Annotated in this window: 14 protein-coding genes and 3 pseudogenes; 9 read left to right on the top strand and 8 right to left on the bottom strand. The window is 42.5% G+C overall.

Features of this window, described 5'->3' with window-relative positions; genetic code table 11:
- Positions 1-23 precede the first annotated feature (23 nt).
- From EXN75_RS04725 to EXN75_RS04705, 5 genes are all read left to right on the top strand, one after another.
- On the top strand, positions 24-668 hold the full coding sequence (locus EXN75_RS04725) for an ExbD/TolR family protein (protein WP_118116618.1): 645 nt from the start codon (positions 24-26) through the stop codon (positions 666-668).
- On the top strand, positions 669-1,313 hold the full coding sequence (locus tag EXN75_RS04720; RefSeq protein ID WP_118116620.1) for an ExbD/TolR family protein: 645 nt from the start codon (positions 669-671) through the stop codon (positions 1,311-1,313). It begins immediately after the preceding gene.
- A gap of 31 nt (positions 1,314-1,344) precedes the next feature.
- On the top strand, positions 1,345-2,193 hold the full coding sequence (locus EXN75_RS04715) for an energy transducer TonB (protein WP_134842952.1): 849 nt from the start codon (positions 1,345-1,347) through the stop codon (positions 2,191-2,193).
- A gap of 22 nt (positions 2,194-2,215) precedes the next feature.
- Positions 2,216-3,178, top strand: a complete 963-nt coding sequence (locus tag EXN75_RS04710) for a PstS family phosphate ABC transporter substrate-binding protein (RefSeq protein WP_022110625.1) — start codon at positions 2,216-2,218, stop codon at positions 3,176-3,178.
- A 99-nt stretch (positions 3,179-3,277) separates the two neighbouring features.
- Positions 3,278-4,711, top strand: coding sequence for a tetratricopeptide repeat protein (locus EXN75_RS04705; protein WP_134842951.1), 1,434 nt, complete (start codon positions 3,278-3,280; stop codon positions 4,709-4,711).
- Positions 4,712-4,764: 53 nt separating this feature from the next.
- Here the strand turns inward: EXN75_RS04705 and EXN75_RS04700 are convergent.
- Positions 4,765-5,262, bottom strand: a pseudogene (locus EXN75_RS04700) (IS1380 family transposase); the annotation flags it as partial.
- Between the two features lie 225 nt (positions 5,263-5,487).
- On the opposite strand from EXN75_RS04700, the gene EXN75_RS04695 reads away from it, so the two are divergent.
- From EXN75_RS04695 to EXN75_RS04685, 3 genes and pseudogenes are all read left to right on the top strand, one after another.
- Positions 5,488-6,315 carry a hypothetical protein gene (locus EXN75_RS04695; protein WP_134842950.1) on the top strand — a complete coding sequence of 276 codons (828 nt, stop codon included), beginning with the start codon at positions 5,488-5,490 and terminating at the stop codon, positions 6,313-6,315.
- Positions 6,305-7,405 (top strand): alpha/beta hydrolase, encoded by a 1,101-nt coding sequence (locus EXN75_RS04690; protein ID WP_167639447.1) that lies wholly within the window; start codon positions 6,305-6,307, stop codon positions 7,403-7,405. Before EXN75_RS04695 ends, EXN75_RS04690 begins: the two co-directional genes overlap by 11 nt.
- A gap of 66 nt (positions 7,406-7,471) precedes the next feature.
- Positions 7,472-7,774 (top strand): annotated as a pseudogene (locus EXN75_RS04685) (IS1380 family transposase); the annotation flags it as partial.
- A 72-nt stretch (positions 7,775-7,846) separates the two neighbouring features.
- On the opposite strand, the gene EXN75_RS04680 reads toward EXN75_RS04685, so the two are convergent.
- Both EXN75_RS04680 and EXN75_RS04675 read right to left on the bottom strand, forming a co-directional pair.
- Entirely contained in the window at positions 7,847-8,968 is a 1,122-nt protein-coding gene (locus tag EXN75_RS04680; RefSeq protein ID WP_134842948.1) for an AAA family ATPase, read from the bottom strand.
- A 518-nt stretch (positions 8,969-9,486) separates the two neighbouring features.
- Positions 9,487-9,654 carry a 4Fe-4S binding protein gene (locus EXN75_RS04675; protein WP_022120089.1) on the bottom strand — a complete coding sequence of 56 codons (168 nt, stop codon included), beginning with the start codon at positions 9,652-9,654 and terminating at the stop codon, positions 9,487-9,489.
- A 215-nt stretch (positions 9,655-9,869) separates the two neighbouring features.
- Here EXN75_RS04675 and porT point away from each other — a divergent pair, with 215 nt between their 5' ends.
- A complete protein-coding gene (porT, locus tag EXN75_RS04670; protein WP_118116628.1) occupies positions 9,870-10,622 on the top strand; it encodes a type IX secretion/gliding motility protein PorT/SprT in 753 nt (250 codons plus the stop codon).
- A gap of 1 nt (position 10,623) precedes the next feature.
- On the opposite strand, the gene EXN75_RS04665 is transcribed toward porT, so the two are convergent.
- The 5 genes and pseudogenes from EXN75_RS04665 to EXN75_RS04645 form a co-directional block, all read right to left on the bottom strand.
- Positions 10,624-12,762 carry a family 43 glycosylhydrolase gene (locus EXN75_RS04665; protein WP_134842947.1) on the bottom strand — a complete coding sequence of 713 codons (2,139 nt, stop codon included), beginning with the start codon at positions 12,760-12,762 and terminating at the stop codon, positions 10,624-10,626.
- A 173-nt stretch (positions 12,763-12,935) separates the two neighbouring features.
- Positions 12,936-15,905, bottom strand: coding sequence for a family 43 glycosylhydrolase (locus tag EXN75_RS04660; protein WP_408005924.1), 2,970 nt, complete (start codon positions 15,903-15,905; stop codon positions 12,936-12,938).
- A 194-nt stretch (positions 15,906-16,099) separates the two neighbouring features.
- Positions 16,100-16,621 carry a fibronectin type III-like domain-contianing protein gene (locus EXN75_RS04655; RefSeq protein WP_246031289.1) on the bottom strand — a complete coding sequence of 174 codons (522 nt, stop codon included), beginning with the start codon at positions 16,619-16,621 and terminating at the stop codon, positions 16,100-16,102.
- A gap of 56 nt (positions 16,622-16,677) precedes the next feature.
- Positions 16,678-16,848: pseudogene (locus tag EXN75_RS04650) on the bottom strand (family 43 glycosylhydrolase); the annotation flags it as partial.
- Positions 16,849-16,988: 140 nt separating this feature from the next.
- Positions 16,989-18,797, bottom strand: a complete 1,809-nt coding sequence (locus EXN75_RS04645) for a RagB/SusD family nutrient uptake outer membrane protein (RefSeq protein ID WP_134842946.1) — start codon at positions 18,795-18,797, stop codon at positions 16,989-16,991.
- Positions 18,798-18,808 lie beyond the last annotated feature (11 nt).

Genomic DNA, 18,808 nt, shown 5'->3' with positions numbered 1-18,808 from the left:
TAACCCTTTAAAATTTTATCGCTATGGGTAAAGTAAAAATTAAGAAGAGTGACGTCTGGATCGACATGACGCCTATGTCAGACGTTATGACCCTGTTGCTTACCTTCTTCATGCTCACCTCTACTTTCGTAAAGAATGAGCCTGTCAAGGTAAATACTCCAGGATCTGTGTCTGAGATTAAGGTGCCTGAGAACGGCGTTCTGACCATCTTGGTAAGTCCTGAAAAGGACGCTGCTGGTAGACCTACCGGCGAAGGCCAAGTATTTATGAGTATTGACAATACTGATCAACTGGGAAGTACTTTGAGCTCAATGACAAGCAACTTCGGTGTTGAATTGACTCCAAAGATGCAAGAGACATTCAAGAGTGAGGGTACATTCGGTGTTCCAATGGGCGACTTGAAGACATACCTCTCATTGAACGCTTCTAAGCGTCCTGAGTATCTCCAGAAGAAAGGTATTCCTCTCGACAGTATCAATGGTGGTATGAGTGAGTTCCAGCAGTGGGTACAAGCAGCTCGTACAGTAAACGAAGAAATCAAGATTGCCCTCAAGGCAGATGCTTCTACACCATACAAGACAGTTAAGAGAGTGATGAACGAACTCCAGGATATGGACGAGAGTCATTACTATATGATTACACAGTTAAAACAACAGGGGGACGAATAAATGAGTAAGAAAGAAAGCAAACAAAAGAAAATGAATGTCCGCGTTGACTTTACGCCAATGGTGGATATGCTCATGCTTCTTATCACGTTCTTCATGCTGTGTACATCATTGAGCAAACCTCAGACAATGGAGCTGACTATGCCAAGTAATGATGACAACCAACCAGAGGACAAGAAGAATGAAGCAAAGGAATCTGGTACCGTAACTCTTTACGTAACTGCAGACAACAAGATTTATTATGGTGCTGGTATCCCTAAGTACAATGATCCTAACTGGATCAAGGAGACTACATGGGGTAGCAATGGTATCCGTAAGGTCTTGCGCGAGCACACTACCGGAGAGGGGTTACGTCCAGTTGAACAGATTATGATTGCTGTTAGATCTTTGAACGCTGAGCGTCAGAAGAACCCAGCCATGCCAGATAGCGTATATCAGAAGAAGTTGAGCAAGATTAAGAGTGGTGAGTTGGATGGTCGCAAGATTGAGACTCTTACTATCGTCATCAAGCCTACTGATAACGCATCATATAAGAATATGGTTGACGCACTCGATGAAATGCAGATTTTGAACATTGGTACGTATGTCATCGACAAAATTAGCCCAGACGATGAGAAACTTCTCAAGTCAAAAGGCGTGAAGATGTAAGATGAATACTAACAATTAAAACAAGAAAGAAATGGCAAAAATTGATCTTTACGATCCTAAATGGGTCGATATGGTTTTCGCCGGAAAGAACAAGGAGTATGGTGCATACCAGCTCCGTAAGGGTACTTCCGGTCGAAACATCAAGTCTCTTCTGATCTTGGTCATTGCTGCAGCTCTCGTAGGCGGATTCTTGGCTTGGAAAGTTATCGAACAGAAACAAGCTGAAGAACAGCAAGCTTATATGGAAGCTATGGAGTTGGCTAAACTCCAGAAGCAGGCTGAAAAGGAAAAGAAGAAGCCTGAGAAAGTACAGCCTAAGGTTGAAATGAAAAAAGAGATTCCTGTGGCTCGTGAAACTCAGAAGTTTACTGCACCTGTCATCAAGAAGGATGAACTCGTAAAAGAGGAAAACCAGGTTAAGCAGATGGATCAACTCGACGCTAAGGTAGCTGTCGGTACAAAGGACGAGGAAGGTGTGAAAGACCGTACCGTCGAGGCTGTGAGAAGTGATATCGCAGTCGCTGCACCACCTCCACCACCAGCACCAAAGCCTGAAGTTTCCAACAAGGTCTTCGACGTTGTAGAGGAGATGCCTTCATTCCCTGGTGGTCAGGGTGCCTTGATGTCCTTCCTCAGCAGCAACATCAAATACCCAGTTGTAGCTCAGGAAAACGGCGTACAGGGTCGTGTTATCGTTGGTTTCGTCGTTGAAAGAGACGGTTCTATCACAGATGTGAAGGTTATGCGTTCTGTTGACCCTTCACTCGACCGTGAGGCTCAGCGAGTTGTTAGGGCAATGCCTAGATGGAAACCAGGTAAGCAGAACGGTTCTGCTGTACGTGTAAAATATACCGTACCTGTTGTATTTAGATTGCAGTAATATATTTGCAGTAAATTTGAATATGAAAAAAACATCTTATATTTTTATAGGATTAACTATTATGTTGTCTTTGGCTTTCTTCGGCTCTTGTGGCCAGAAGAAAGCCAAAGATGGCAGAACAGATACACCAACTTCAGGTACAATCCAGTTTGTAGCTGACGAAAGTTTAAGTCCTATCATCGAAGAAGAAAGAAGCCAGTTTGAGTTTGAATATCCTAAGGCTCACCTTAAACCCCTCTATTCTGATGAGGTTACAGGACTCCAAATGATAAAGGATTTCAAAACCACTCTCTTGTTCACTACAAGAGCGCTGAAAGATAGTGAAATCGCTTATCTCAAATCTAAAAGTAATGTTATTCCTTCCGTCTTCCCTATCGGTTATGATGGTTTGGCATTTATTGTAAACAAGAACAATAATGATACTTGTATTACCGTAAATGATATTAAGCGCATATTGACAGGTAAGGCTAATAAATGGAGTGACGTAGTCCCTGGTTCTAAGAGAGGAGACATAGAAGTAGTTTTCGATAATACTCGTTCTGCTACTACCAACTATGTTGTTGACTCTGTTCTCCATGGAGAAAAATTTGGTGCTAAAATCATGGCTGCTCAAACCAGTAAGCAGGTCATTGATTTTGTTGATAAAAATCCAAATGCTATCGGTGTTATTGGATCTAACTGGTTAAACGACAGAAGAGATTCTACAAATACCACATTCAAAAAGAATATTCATGTAATGCGAGTTTCTGTAAAGGATAAAGCCACACCAAGCAACAGTTGGCAACCTTATCAGGCATACTTGCTCGATGGAAGATATCCATTCGTTAGAACACTATATGCTATAGTTGTCGATCCTCATAAGGCTTTGCCATGGAGCTTCGCCAATTATATAACCAACCCTCGTGGACAACTCATAGTATTCAAAACAGGATTACTGCCTTATAGAGGAGATATCACCTATAAGAAAGTAAACATAAAAAACTAAAAATCGTGTAGAGGCGTTAAAATAAATAAGATTGAATAAACGAAAGCGACAGGTAAACGTCAACTACATAAAATAAGGACAGAATTAAAGTTTAGAATTATGAAAGCAATTAAATATTTAATAGCAGGAGCACTGATAATGGGATTATCAGCTCCAGCAATGGCTCAGGAGGTTAATTACAAGGACATGCTGAAGCCTATCGAGACAACATTGAAGTCTGGTAACTCTGCTACTAAAGAATTTGAAAAGGAGATTAAAGAGTATCAGAAAGAGTTCAAGAAAGATCCTAAGGCATTGATCGCATTGGGTAATATCCTTGCTATGCACAAGGACTATGATAAGGCTAACTTGGTTGCTGACGCAGTCATTGCAAAATTCAAGAACTATGGTGATGCATATATCTTGAAGGGTGATATCTACGCTATGCAGGATAACGGTGGTGAAGCTGCTACCTGGTACAACCAGTGTATGACAATGGATCCTAAGAATCCTCAGGGATACATTAGCTATTCTAACGTATATCGTAAGATTGACCCAGCTGCCAGTGCAGAAGCTTTGAACAAACTGAGAGAAATCAACCCAGACTACCCTATTGAGGCAGAAGCTGGTCACAATTTCTTCAGCGCAGGTAACTACGAGAAGGCATACGACTATTTCTCTAAGGCAAAGCCATCTACATTGGAAGAGTACCTCTACTATGAGTATGCATTCACAGCATATGTCCTCGATAAGAAAGAGGAAAGTTTGAACCTCTGCCAGGCTGGTATTCAGAAATTCCCTAAGGATGCTGCTATGCAGGTTTTGGCTATGCGCGCTGCTGTTGATTTGAGAAAGTATGATGTAGCTCTTGAGCACTCAAACATCGTTATGAATACAGACTCTATCAAGAAGAATTCAAGCATCATCAGCTACTATGGTTTGGCGTTGGCTGGTAACAAGAAATACAACGAAGCTATCGCTCAGTACCAGAAGGCATTGGAGATGAAGGCTGAAGATCCAAAACCATTATTGTATATCTCTGAGGCATACAAGGAAATGGGTGATGAGGACAAGGCTTTGGAATACAACCAGCAATACATGGATAAGAATCCTGATGCTGCTCCAACAGACTTCATGAAGCTTGCTGAGATTTATATCAACAAGGCTAAGAAGGCTGCAGAAAACAAGGATGCTGCTAAGAAGGTTGAGAATATCAACAAGGCTATCGACGTGTATGCTAAGTTGGCAGAGAAGTATCCTACACTGAAGGCATTTGCTAAGTTACAGGAGGGTAATACTGCTTTCCAGAACGAGATGGACGACAAAGCGATTCCTGCTTACCAGGAAGTAATTACAGAACTTGAGGCTAAGCAGTGTGATGCAGACGAAATCGGCTACTTGAAGCAGGCTTATCAATACATGGGCTTCATCTACAACTATGACAAGCAGGACTTTAATCTCGCTAAGCCATATTGGGAGAAACTCTTAAAATTGGAACCAGACAACAAGTATGCTAAGGATGCCATGGAGAAGGGTCTGAAAGCTGCTGAATAAAAATAAAACAATACATATAAAAAAGGATGAACTGAGATGCAGTTCATCCTTTTTTTATATCCCTCAAATACGCAAGTAGGCCTTGCATCATACTTCTCAGTCTCTATGAACTGATGGTCGAAATCAACATCATACATCTCGCCCTCTTTCAGTTGGCCAGATGCAAACATACAATTGAGCAGTAAAGTATTGAGAGTGTCAACCGTATTGAAATTGTAGTTCTTACCCGTATCTGATGTGTGTGAGATGTTTTCTTGCGTCAGCTCCTTTATCGCTCTGAGGATAGTGTCAGAGCTACAAGTGCGAAGAGTCGGATGAAGTGTGAGATAGTTCATCAAATGAGTAGTGACATCCTCAATACATGATCCACCACAGAAGTAGATACTCATGAGAGAACGGATAATTTCACTGTACTGATAACCGAACGATCTATACCTTAGACCGAGGGATGAGTCGATTACAGAAGACAATGTGGAGTCAAATTGTTCCATGATTGAAAATATTCCTCCGAAAGGAGTGAGTTTCTCAGATTTAATTTGTATCTTTGCCATGCCATATCAGAGTTTTGCTTGTTTATTTTTGCAACACTAAGATAAGTGAATTCTTCGACATGGCAAAATCCTGGGCAACTTTTTGTTGCTCAAGAACTTAAAAAGTTTAATTTATAATAGTGTTGCGGAATTAAGGGAATATTTGAATAAAAATTTGAAATAAGGTATATTCTTGTGGTACAATTCTTTTGTACCACAAGATAATGTATACAAATAGAATGTATTATGAGGAAGGTTATTGGTTTAATATTGCTGGCTATTTTATGGGGAAGGTACTTGTATGCAGTAGAATTTCCACAAGTAATTTGGCTTTATTCTAGTCAGACTGCAAAAAAAAATGTGATAAACAGGTTTGATTCTTGTTTGGTAAGTCATGGAATTGAGACGCATCATTTTCAACTGCATCTCAATAATCAGAATACATGCTTGGAGAATCTTACTGATTCTTTGCATTTATATTTGACAAGCCAAATATCCACTAGAAATAAGAATTTGGTTTTATTTCCTGTAGAAGAATGTACGTATATAGCTATGAAAGAAGCTGTATCAAATAAAAATGTAATAATGCTGTTAGCATTATCTGGGGTATTTTTAAATGGATCCGACTATTTGTATAATAAGGTTTCTTTAGCGGAAAATATAAAACGAGAAAACCACCAAGTTGTTGATGTTGACAAAACTGACTATTTACGGAATGTTTTTCAAATAATTCAAAAAGGTAAGTTTGAAAAGAAACCTAAAAAGGGTAAATATCTTACAAAAGCTGAGTTCTTGTTTTTTACAAATTCATTAGCGAGGTCCTTTGCTCGTTTTGACTCTGGACAAATTTTGCAGCAAATGAAATGTCCTATTTATGCAATTTATACCAATCAGGATTTGTCGTGGGATTTTCTTAGTCATCAAGAGTTTTTACAATGTCAGTTGAACCAAACAGACATTTTATATGAAACATTGGGACCGATGCAATATTCTGTTGATGAACAAAAAGTTGGCGTATTTGATTTCTTGATTAACAAAATACTAAAATTTTATGATAATGTATATGAAGAATAAATTCCTGATATGTCTTTTTATTTTAATGATACCTCTGGCTTGTTTCGGCTTAACTTGTGATACCGTTAGTTTTCGTATCCCCATGTCGAACCATACAAGGCTTAATGGTTATTTTATAACATCATCTTCTAAGGAATTCTTGCAAAAGAAGTTCTTGTTTGTAGTTGTACCATCTTCTCAAAGAAAATGGCAAGATTATGAGTTTTTTACACGCCTTTTGGTTGAACGTGGCTTTTCTTTGTTTGTATTTGACAATCGGGAGGAGTTGCTAAAGCCTACAGATGAATCAAAGGTGTCTTGCTATGTACAAGATACAGTCAAGACAAATTGTTCCTTTTATGATGTAGCGTCGGATGCTGTAATCGCCTTTCGATTTTTGAAATCCCATAATGAATTTCGAAAATATAAAATTGGCTTTATTGGACATAGCGAGGGAGCGATGGCAGCTTTGGTAGCGAGTTGTTCCACCAAACCTGATTTTTTGGTAGAAATTGCTTCCTCTTTAATGAGAGGAACTGAATTTGTTTATAGTCAAAATGCATTTTTGTCACCTGGTAAGTTTGAATTGTTGAAACAACTCTTTGAGCTGAGTGAGAAGGAACTGTCATCATTGTCTCATTATGCCCAAGAGAAATTGTCTTTGGATTCTTTGGATTATGATGGCTATCTTAAAGCGGTCTTGACTAACTCAATTTTTGCAAATAAAAAAAGGAAAAAATTAGAAATCTTAGAGTATTATGTCAAAGCTCAGTGGGGATTACACAATAAACATGATTTAGCTATGTTAAAATTCAATCCTGTTGAGTTTTACAAAAAGATAAAATGCCCTGTGCTATATATTGTTTGTAAAAGAGATGAAACAACTTATGCATTGAGAGACATTACTACATTGGAGAAAACTATGTATAAGGAAAAAAAGCCGTTTTATGCAGCAATAATTAATACAACTCATTCCTTTTGTAAATATCCAGTTTACTCTCCATATCAAACGATTTATTCATTTAAGCATAATGGTAGAAATTCTCGCGAATTGGAAAAAGTAAGTCAGGTGGTTAATTTGATAACTTCATGGATAAATAAAACGAACTAATTTTATGAGACAAGTTATACCTTAATTCCGCAACACTATAATTTATTTTATAAGCACCTGAGCAACAAGAAGTTCTTGGGCTATAGTCCAGGTGTAGCTGTCATTAACGACATGATTGTTGGTATTGAAAATAGAGACGGCAACACAAACGTGCGCTTCAACCAAAAAGAGACTTTAGAAAAAACCTTCAATCGGTTGGAGGCTTCGGAAATACATATTTCTCGTGCTCGTATGGATTGCGGCTCATGCTCGGAGGAAATCGTAGATATGGTAGAGGCTCATTGCAGGCATTTTTATATTCGTGCCAACAGATGCTCTTCCTTCTACGATTCCATGTTTGCCTTAACTGGATGGAAAACTGTTGAAATATAAAAAAAATCTTACGCTCCTTTCTTGCTCAGCGTTGCCAATTTCTTCTTAAGAAAATAAACGACAATGCCATTAAAAGGATAATAGACGGGAGCGTTTGCCCATATAAGTCTCTAGAATCGTAGAGGCATCCATACCATAAGTCACAATTGGCTCAGCTGTATAATTACCATTCTGATATTGCAGATGAACCACTTCATTATCATCATTAGTCTCTACACTCGACAACACCATTGGAGCATGAGAAGAAACTATGAACTGAATTTTAGGGAAAGTTCGATGAAGGGATTGCAAAACTACCAATTGTAATTCAGGATGCAGATGCAAATCCACTTCGTCTATCAGCACTACTCCCTGCGTCTCATGACAACAATCCATTCCGTATTTTTTGCCATTCAGAATATAACAACGTACAGACAAGTCCGTCACAATATTCACAAGTCTCTTGTAACCATCACTCAAATTTCGTGAGTCTATTTCTCTGCCATCGATAAAATGGAAATAGACTGTCTTCTGCAATGGACGTATAGACACATTTCTGATAATATTGCAACCACTTTCCCCCAAAGCTTCTCCTATTGAGCATTGCACAACTTCAATTTCGCTAAGCGACTTCTGTCCTTCTTGCAGGATGAGCAATCGATGCATCCAATAATCAAAGAATCCATCCCCCTGCAAACATTCGTAATAGCCGAACGAACGAGGCTGGTAATATTTACAGAAGATAGAACGATCTAACTTGCGGCTACTGTGAATGTCTTCTGTTGAGAAAGCTGCGAAAAGTGGTAGGGCTATGCTCCCATCATCTTCTGTTGAAAGATCGTGATATAACGAATGAGTATAATCACGCAAAGGCTTGATACCAGAAATTGCTGTACGGTTTTTCTTGCCTGTTCGGCTCAGAATCATATTTTTAAACTCTGCTAAATCGTAGGATATGTTCACTTGTCGTTCTAAAGACTCTACCCCATCACGCACCTCGCTCATAAAGTCATCATTAGAGATTCCAATAAAACGAGTGTTACTATCGGAAAAACCTGAGAAAAATGAGCTCATTGCTATCTTTAGACCACGCAGGATAGAAGTCTTACCACAACCATTCACGCCAAACAGTAAGTTTACTGCTGGTTTGAACTGCAAGTGATATTCTCCGAAGCAACGGAAATTATTGAAAGTTATCGACGTTATATTCATATGATATTTCTAATTGATACTTGCCTACAAAAGTACGACTTAAAAAGCAATTTGCCAAATATTTCTCTTATTATTTACGCTCAACTATTACTTTTTCTGCAAAAATACATATTCCGGTTCATATGTCACCAAGTTTATAAAGTGCCTAAGGAAGGGCACTTTTGTGCCTGGGTAAAAGCACTTTTGCGTCTGAGAAAATCAGCAAGAAAAACCTGATGCGAATCATCGTACCCTAACGATGCGCATCATTAGCATCTAAGAAAGCGCATCATTAGCACCTAAGAAAGCGCATCATTAGCACCTAAGAAAGCGCATCATTAGACCCCTATAAAACGCAACATTAAAATGGGATATTTTCAGTCACTAAAAAGAATGATTTTTATCATTAAATTTGATCGAAAATAGAATAAACTATCCTCTAACTATTGCAAGTGTGACAACAATGAGAGGAATAAAAAAAAGAGCGACTCATAGAGCCGCTCTCAAGTTTTATGTAACTAAAGTATCATCCTTAAAAATTAAGGAAGACTGATTGCCTCGTTAGGACAAACATCAGCACAAGTACCGCACTCAGTGCAGAGATCTGGGTTGATAGAATACTTGTCGCCCTCAGAAATAGCACCTGATGGACACTCGTCAATACATGTACCGCATGCGATACAATCGTCACCAATTACGTAAGCCATAATAATAATGTTTTATAATGTTAATAATGTTTTTAAGCATCATATGCAACAGACGATTTTCGCCTGCCATGTTGGGGATACCAACAATTAATGATGCAAAGATAGGAAATATTTTTCATACTACCTACAATTAGGTACTACTTTTTTTATAATTTATACGTAGTCGAAATAAACTTATACACAATAAGATGAAAAGAATAACGTTATAAAAGTATATGAGAAGAATAATACTTAGCATCATGATGGGGCTTATTGCCACAATAGCATTAGCCCAGGAAAGGACGGTAGAGAATCGTCCTTATACAGACCTGCGCCCATTTCATTTTGGAGTGATGGTGGGTACTCACCTGCAAGACCTGGAATTCATCAACGCCGGACCTGTCACCTATACAGATGAGAATGGAGCGGAAGTCAACTCCAACGTTACTATCGACCAGGACAGATGGGATCCTGGATTTACGGTCGGAGTATTAGGAGAATTTAGATTGAGCACCCATTTCCAATTTAGAATAGCTCCTGCCATGTATTTTGGAACAAGACACCTTACGTTTCATAATATCATGCAAGACGCCAATGAAGACGGAAACGTAAAACAGGAAGATAAAAAGCAAGAACTGAAGACGGCATACATCTCCTCTGCCTTCGACATCATCTTCTCTGCTCCAAGATTCAACAATCATCGCCCTTATATCATGGCTGGTATCAATCCGATGATGAACCTCAGCGGTAATAAAAGCGACTACATCCAATTAAAGAAAACAGATATTTTTCTTGAACTTGGACTTGGTTGCGACTTTTATCTTCCATTCTTCAAACTGCGACCTGAATTGAAATTCATGTATGGACTCATGAATATATACGATAAAGATCATGTGAAGAACGTGAAAGATAAAAGTATGCTACCATATACTTTGGCAGCCAAGGAAGCCCATAGTAAAATGATAGCACTGACATTCTATTTCGAGTAGCCTACTCTACCACTTCCCAAGAGAAGACACAGCCATTCTTCATACCGGCATCAGCGCCCTGGAAATCAGCAGAATAAGGACTTCCGTCGGTAGGATGCTTGCCTATATACCGCTGGGTCTTCAGTGATAGAAGCATACAGCGGTTGTAAAGCATATCCTGCCATACAAACTCCTCTGCATGAGAGGCATCAGAAGTAAGACGCACATCGCCCGACAAGCCAGCACCTGCGATATATATATATCGTCCATCTGCAGTTTTCAGTGCAATCTTGCCCTGTCCACGGTCTTCGATGATGAATTTCACGCCATTGCTCATCTCCTTTTTATTCCTGGAGCTGTGCATCAGTCCATGACTGGTAGCATTCATCAGGTTACCATCAGCAAGATTAAAGAGTCGGATGGTCTTTCCGATAGGCAGATTAGCAGTCCTGTCAGCCATCGGTTCCTCCACCTTGAAGTCATCAAAATCAGCCACGCCGCCGTTCACTCCCGCCTTGTTAAAGGCATACAGCGCTACACGCACACCCTGGAAGGTCTTCAACTGATAAGGAGAAAGCATCTGCTCTCCGACATTCTCCCAAGTCTTTCCATCAAGAGAGTAGGAATATTGCAGCAGACTCTTATCATAATCACCCCAAAGGCGCAACCATACCACCTTGTTCTTGGCAATCGGCTTCAGCACCTCCTTGTTGGTATTCTGGTCGTAGCATCTCAGGCTTAATCCCTTTTCCGTCTTCATCATGCCCAATGAAGCGTATGGCGTATTCATAGCACCGAGTCCTGCCTCATCCCCCATCTTCAGTCGGGATGCATCCAGCTTGACAGATGTATAAGAAACAGGACCGATGGCACGTTGCGTCAACGAATTCTTTGCCCAGAGCAGCTGCTTGGCAGGCATTGAATGCAAACGGAGCCATCCCTTTCGCTCCTTGTTCAGCGACCACATCTTGTCGTTCGGATTATGATTCCATTGCCAAACCGGCTTGAAGGTCTTGCCAGAGAAATCATCACATCTTTCGTATGGTGCCTGAGGTGTCTTCACCACATCATTCGGCTTGAACCAGGTGCGAGGCGAGCGACCCAGGTTCTTCTCCAATCCGAAGTAAGGCCAGCCATCCACCCATGTGACAGGCGAAAGGCATACCGTTCTGCCCACGGCATTGAAATCCAGCATCGATACGCCCCACCATTTGCCATCAGGAGCCTGGAGGATGCCCCCCTGATGAATGGTAGCACACCCCAGGTTCACCCCATTCGGTCTGTTGTTCTTAAATTGATATCCATCTTCTGGAAGCGGCCTACCGATACCCATGTTACCTACGCTCCATCCAGCAGCATAACCATACGATTCGCGTTCGCTGATCACACAGGTTTCGTAAGGCCCCCAGATACTCCTGCTTCGGGCACACTGCATGCGCCCCATCGGGGAGTAATCGGCAGAGAGGATGTAGTACATGCCGTTGATTTTATACACATGATGTCCCTCTCCCATCGCATTGCCTTCCGGAATCACCACCTTGCTGCTTCCCTCTACCGGACCGCTCAAATCGGGCTTCAACTCCGTAACGGTCACGTTTCCATACTTGTGCACGGCATAAATCTTACCATCCTCATCGAAGAGCACAGAGAGGTCGTAGATATCGCCATTAACTTTATGATGCGTCCAAGGACCCTTGGCACTATCCGAAATATACACCTGCAATCCATGCCCGTTGATATTGGAGAAGATATAGAACTTTCCGTTGTGATAGCGGATGGCAGGCGCCCAGATACCCTGTCCGTAAGCCTCCTTGCCATTGCGGAGATTGAAATCATCTGAATCATCGAATCGGTCGAAGCAATAAGAAGAGAATTCCCAATTTACGAGATCCTTGGAATGGAGAACTACCAATCCCGGAACACTGTGCATCGTGGTACCCGCCAGATAGTAATCCTCCCCCACTCTGATAATATCAGGGTCAGAAAACTCATCATAAAACAAAGGGTTGGTAAAGGTACCATTCCCATTATCAGCCGACCAAGACTTCCTCTCCAAAGTCTGTATCAGAACATTCTTGGCTGCAGATTTTTTCTGCGCTGACGCTTCCAAAGAACCGCCTAAAAGAGCGATGCAACAGGTTGCAAATAATAATTTCTTCATTCTCATTTATAGGTCTAAAAGATTATTATAAAAAATATTGCCACAAAAGTACGAATAATTATCCAACCAGAGGTGGACAAAATGATACTTTTATGGCAATAAATGTGATTTTATGACATTATTTAATATGAACGAAGAGGCAATACACCTCACATGGTAGAACAAACCTTCGCCTACTTCAGCTTTTCTTTCGAATATTCAAAACTATCCACATCCACATATCCACCAGCAGCCTTTGTGGCATAATTGTAGATGGCGATACGGGTACCCATGAAAAGGCGGCGATAATCATACTGCATCTTGAAATCCTTGATGGCAGGAACCCAGGTTTTGCCGTCTATACTATATAATAAGGTGGCAAGATCCTGATGAAGACGGAAATCGCAACTCATCTTCAGATAGATGATGCTTGATTTCGTTGCCTTATCCTGCTTCAGATTCAAAGGCTGGCGATACACCTCCTCACGCTTCACATCGGTCACCGCCTTCTCCTTATCCGTCAGAGCCACACTCTCCTTGGTACCTACCACAAAGAGTTTCTTGCCTTCCTTTACGATAGAAAGCAGGGCTGCATCACCCTGGAAGGCTGACAAGCCAGCCACATCGCCATCTTTCATCTTGCTCACATCCATCTTGATGAATCCCTCGCAGGTTGGTCCTTCGGTACGGGTACTGATGGTATTGGGAGCCAGGAAGATGTTTGGAACGACGCGGGAAGTCTTCAGGCGGAGCCAGCCCTTGCGCTCGGTGAGCGACCAGGCATTATCCACAGGATTGTGGTTCCACTGCCACTGCAGTTCCAGTTTATCCTTCGAGAAATCATCGCTATACACGAGTCCCTTGCCGTCATAGCCCAGCACAGGCTTCTGCATCTCGGCAGGAATATTGCCCTTCTCATCTGTCAGCATTGGCCATCCGTCCTTCCAGGTACATGGCTCCAGCGTGAGCACTCTGCCCACACCACCACGGTCTTGGAATACGATGCCATACCAGTTGCCATCCTTATCATCTACAATCGTACCTTGTCCCACGCCGTTGAATCCGGCAAACTCCGTTTCCAGAATCACCTTTTTTTCATAAGGGCCCTGAATGTGATCTGCACGATAACAAACCTCACGACGAGGATGTCCCTGTGGCCACGAAATCATCAGGAGATAATACTTGCCGTTGTGCTTAATCATGCGGGAGCCTTCGAGCAAACCCGTTTCATCAGCATCACGATCAAAGAGTTTACGATGGCTGCCCGGCACCACATCTGTCAGGTCGGCATTCAGCTGCACCATCTCTCCCGTTCCATAAACCACATATGCCTTGTCGTCGTCATCGAAGAAGAGAGCGGCATCATGGAAATGCTGCAAACGGCTGTGGATAGTCCATTTGCCCTCGATATCATCGGCGATGCAGATATAAGTTTCTCCACCGGGATTATCGTTCGGAGCAAAGAGCGCATAGAACTTGCCACAATGATATTGCAGCGAAGTAGCCCACTGACCACGACCATACACCGTACCCTCCTTCATGTCATACTTAGGTGAATCGGTAAGTTTAGGGAAGATATAGTTCACGGTTTCCCAGTTCACCAGATCCTTCGATTTCATGATAGGCGCACCCGGCATCAGATGCATGGTGGTGCTTACCATATAGAAGCTGTCACCCACACGGATTACATCCACATCAGGCACATCAGCCCAAACCACAGGATTGGCGAAATTCTTCTCAAACTTCCACCAGTCGAAATTGAAGAGTTTGCTTCCCTTCAATCCCTTGAACACGAAGTATATATCATGCTTTCCTGTCACTTTCTTCAGCATTTGTGCCGAGAAAGTCTTCCACTTTTCCCAGCCACCAGTCTTGGTAACATCAAGTTTAGCTATCAGTTCGCCATCTTCCTTATCGAGATGAACCTCCAGCGAACCGCCGAGCGACGAGCACGCAGCAGAGATGGCAAATGCATCCGGACTTTCATTTCCGAAATCCACCTCGCGCACCTTGATATAATCACCTGTATGGATTTCTGAGATATAAACACCCGTATCATCGGTCTGCTCCGACTTCACTCCCTTAGAGAAAGCGATGGTTTCAGCCTCCTGACGCTTGTAAGGATTGAGGGTTGCGATAGGAGCCACTCCTTCCTGGGTATGATGGATGATTGGGAAGGTACCATCGGCATTATATTTGAATTCTTCCACAGCCACACTGCGTCCGAAACCACCACCCAGTTTACCCGTATGATAGAAGAAATAAGACTTGCCCTTGAAGTCGGTCACACCGCAATGGTTAGTAAAGGAACCCGTATCTTCCAATGGCATGATTTCGCCCATATATTTCCAGGGACCGAAAGGCTTCTTGCTCATGGAATAAGCGATATGCTCAGGCACTCCACCTGCAGCATAGAGCATATAATAGTTCTTGCCACGCTTCATGAACCAAGGTCCCTCTGTGTAGCAATCTTTATATTTTCGGGTAGAATCACGCTTCTCCACGTCAGGCGAGCCGAATCCCTCCTCAGTCATCACGATTCTGCCCACTTCACGCTTTTTATCAACAGCAGCCTTAGCATCTATACCACCCTTGAAGCTGATCATATCTTCATTCAGTTTGGCATAGTAAAGATGCGGATTACCCCAATAGAGATAAGCCTGACCATCCTCGTCCATCCAAACCGTTGGGTCGATATTGTCCCAACTTCCATTATCGAAAAGCGGCTTTCCCAGCGCATCCTTGAACGGACCGGTAGGAGAATCTGCCACAGCTACGCCGATAGCCATTCCGCCCGTCAGTTTAGAGTGCGCACAGATATACCAGTAATACTTACCATTACGTTCGATAGTCTGTGCTGCCCAGGCACGGTCGTCTGCCCAGGAAAAAGAACTGAGGTCGAGCGGAGAACCATGGTCTGTCCAGTTCACCATATCCTTGGTGGAATACACACGCCATTCGTTCATCCAGAAGAAGTCAGCCTTATCTTCATCATGACCGGTATATACATAGAGACGGTCTCCGACAACCAGAGGTGCCGGGTCGGTAGTTAGCTGTGTTTGTACGATTGGGTTCTGTGCATAGGCAGCACCCTGCATGGCAAGCAGCCATGCACTTATCAGTAACGGCTTTCTGAGAGCCAAGATTTTCGTTGTATTCATCATTATGATTGTTTTTTCGTTTAATGCTGCAAAATTACGAAAAAATAATCATAATGACTTTATCGAATGTTTCAAAAACCTTATTAAGTTTATCTTACTACACCAACTCTATTGGTGATTGATACACTTGGACTCAGGGGAAAATGTCCGTGGATAAGATAACCTCTCCTAACTAAAGACGGATTTCCTCAAGTTACTTAATATTCAATAGAAACATCCAGTTTCTTCAAATCCTTATCAGCCGAACTGCTGCCGTAATAAACCTCATACTTTCCAGCCTTGGCACGGACGGTATTGGTTGCAGCATCGAAGAGTTCGAAGTTTCTGCTATCCAGCGTAATGACAGCCTCAGCAGTCTTTCCTGCCTTCACCTCCACTCTCTCGAAAGCCTTCAAAGTCTTCAATGGTCCATCAGCATCAGTTGGATCCTTCACATACACCTGCACAATCTCGGTACCATCTTTCTTGCCAACATTACTTACAGGCACCTTCAAGGTAATCTTTTCACCCTTCTTCAGGATAGAGTTGGAAAGTGTAGCGTCACCCATACAGAAAGAAGTGTAGCTTAAACCATATCCGAATGGGAAGAGCGCATCGTTCATATAACGATAGGTTCTGCCCTTCATGCTGTAATCCTTGAAATCAGGCAACTGCTGCGCTGAGGCATTGCCGGAGGACATAGTTACCACAAACATCAAAGCTGCGTATATAACATTCATGTTCATTGCAATTACTATTAAGCTATTAGTATATTAAATTGGGATTCATCATGGATTTATTGTTGCCTAAAATTCCATTTAGAATTATCGCTGTTGAAATCGAAAGGAGCCAGACCTGGGGTACAATCGCTGAGTGAAACCAATGCCAGTTTCTCTTCTGTGCCTGGCACAGCCTTTGGCATGATGCGATAGGTGCCATCGGTAAGCTGCTCGATGCGCCAAAGCTGGGCACACATCCATGTTTTCATACGCAAATTCCTTTAAAGAAGAAAAAAGGGGGTGCTTCTTTTCAAAACACCCCCTTAATTGTCAAACAATCTATAGTTCTTTAAACTTAAAACGTTTTATTTACAAAACAACTTCATGATTACCAACCAGGATTCTGCTCCAGGTTAGGATTCTTATCCATCACGGTCTGTGGATAAGGGAAGAACTCATGCTTGCCCTTCTTGAAACCTACGTTGAAACCGGCATCCTTGGCAGCACTGGTAGATACGGTATAGAAACGGCTGTTGGCCTCTGTACCATTTTCCCAGGTAACCTTGCGGTCACCAGACTTAGGTTTACGGAACAACTTATCGAATAGATGAGGACAGTCAGAGCCTACATTCTTCAGGCGCTCGATAGCCTTGGTATCCTTCCAACGCATCACGTCGAACCAGCGGCAGCCTTCCAGCCAGAGCTCGTAAGACTTCTCCTTCTTCAGCACATCCATATTTACGGTTTGGCTGATGGTCCTTGAACCGGCGCGCTCCTGAATCATATTGATATATCTCGTAGCTTCGTCCTGATCGCCTGTCTGAAGACAAGCTTCCGCATAATTGAGCAATACCTCAGCATAACGCATCACAACATAGTTGTTCAGACGAATATTGCCGTCTCCATATTTGCCGCCTTCAGTATCAGCCTTTCTCATTACCTGCTTGAAAGCCAACCAGAATGAGTTGTCGTAGAGTCCCTGTACTGGGTCGTTGATACCCACCTTTTTGCTCTTCATCTTCTCTTCTACCGACATTGCATTCAATGCAGGGTCAGCATATTCCATCTTATAGACAGCATCATCAATATGCTTCAAAGTAGCTTTGAAGCGATAGGAATCACCATCATTGGCATGGAATTCATCACCAAACCACTGAGGAACGCCAAGACCACCCCAGCCATCAATACCACTATAAACTCTCTGTGGTGACTGGACGAAGCTGGCGGCACGCCAGTTCCAGGCATTAGATTCCATCCAGCTGGAACGCTGAATCATACCATCCCATGATCCCTTACCAGCATTGTACTCGAAGTTGATTTCGAAGACCTTCTCCTCATTGCCATCGCCCTCAATATGGAAGTTGTCCATATAGCGGTCGCCAGGAACAAGCGCATACTTGCCTGAGTCGATTACCTTCTTGAGAGCTGTCTTAGCCTTATCATATTCAGCGGCGAAGAGGTAAGCCTTACCAGCCAGAGCCCATGCAAAGCCCTTGGTCACCTTGACTGCACCATCCTTATCATCGGTGCCCTTGCGCTCGTCGAGGTCGGCAGCAGCCTCCTCGCACTCCTTAGCCACCCACTCAATGAGCTGCTTGTGGTCCATAGGGTGCTCAAGATTCTTGTTGTTGCAGTTATAAGGAAGATCAGTTCTTTCCAATACGTGATCTACGAACGGAGGATTATCCCAGAGATTAGCCAGCAGGAAGTAGTCGAAGGCACGAAGAACACGAGCCTCAGCTACGCAGCGTTTCTTGACTGGAGTATCAGCTGCTTTTTGGAAATGATCAGTAACGAGATTACAGGTATATACCGAGTGATAAAGACCGGTGTACATAAACTTAGGCACCTCTGCCTCAGCATCGTAACGGAACTCATTGAGCATACCGCTGAACTCGTGGTCGCCATAGTTACCACTGGCATAGAGCACATCATCACCACACATATTGGTGATAATCTTATAAGGAGTGTAGATGCCAGGACCACCACCATCGTGATTACGTCCCACTACATTACACATGAATCCCTCGTAAGCTGCAACCAGGGCTGCCTCGGCATCAGCATCAGTCTTATAGAAATTCTCTGATAAGATAACACCCTTCTGCTCGATATCCAACTGATCCTCACAAGATGTGGTGAGTGTCATGGTGCCTGCTGCAGCGAGTGTCAGTATGGTTGAAAATAATATTTTCTTCATTTCTTTTCGTT

Origin of the sequence: Segatella hominis (genome assembly GCF_004535825.1) — a bacterium.
Classification (GTDB): domain Bacteria; phylum Bacteroidota; class Bacteroidia; order Bacteroidales; family Bacteroidaceae; genus Prevotella; species Prevotella hominis.
Note: the sequence above shows the minus strand (reverse complement) of the source record. Positions and strands in the feature narration are given on the sequence as shown.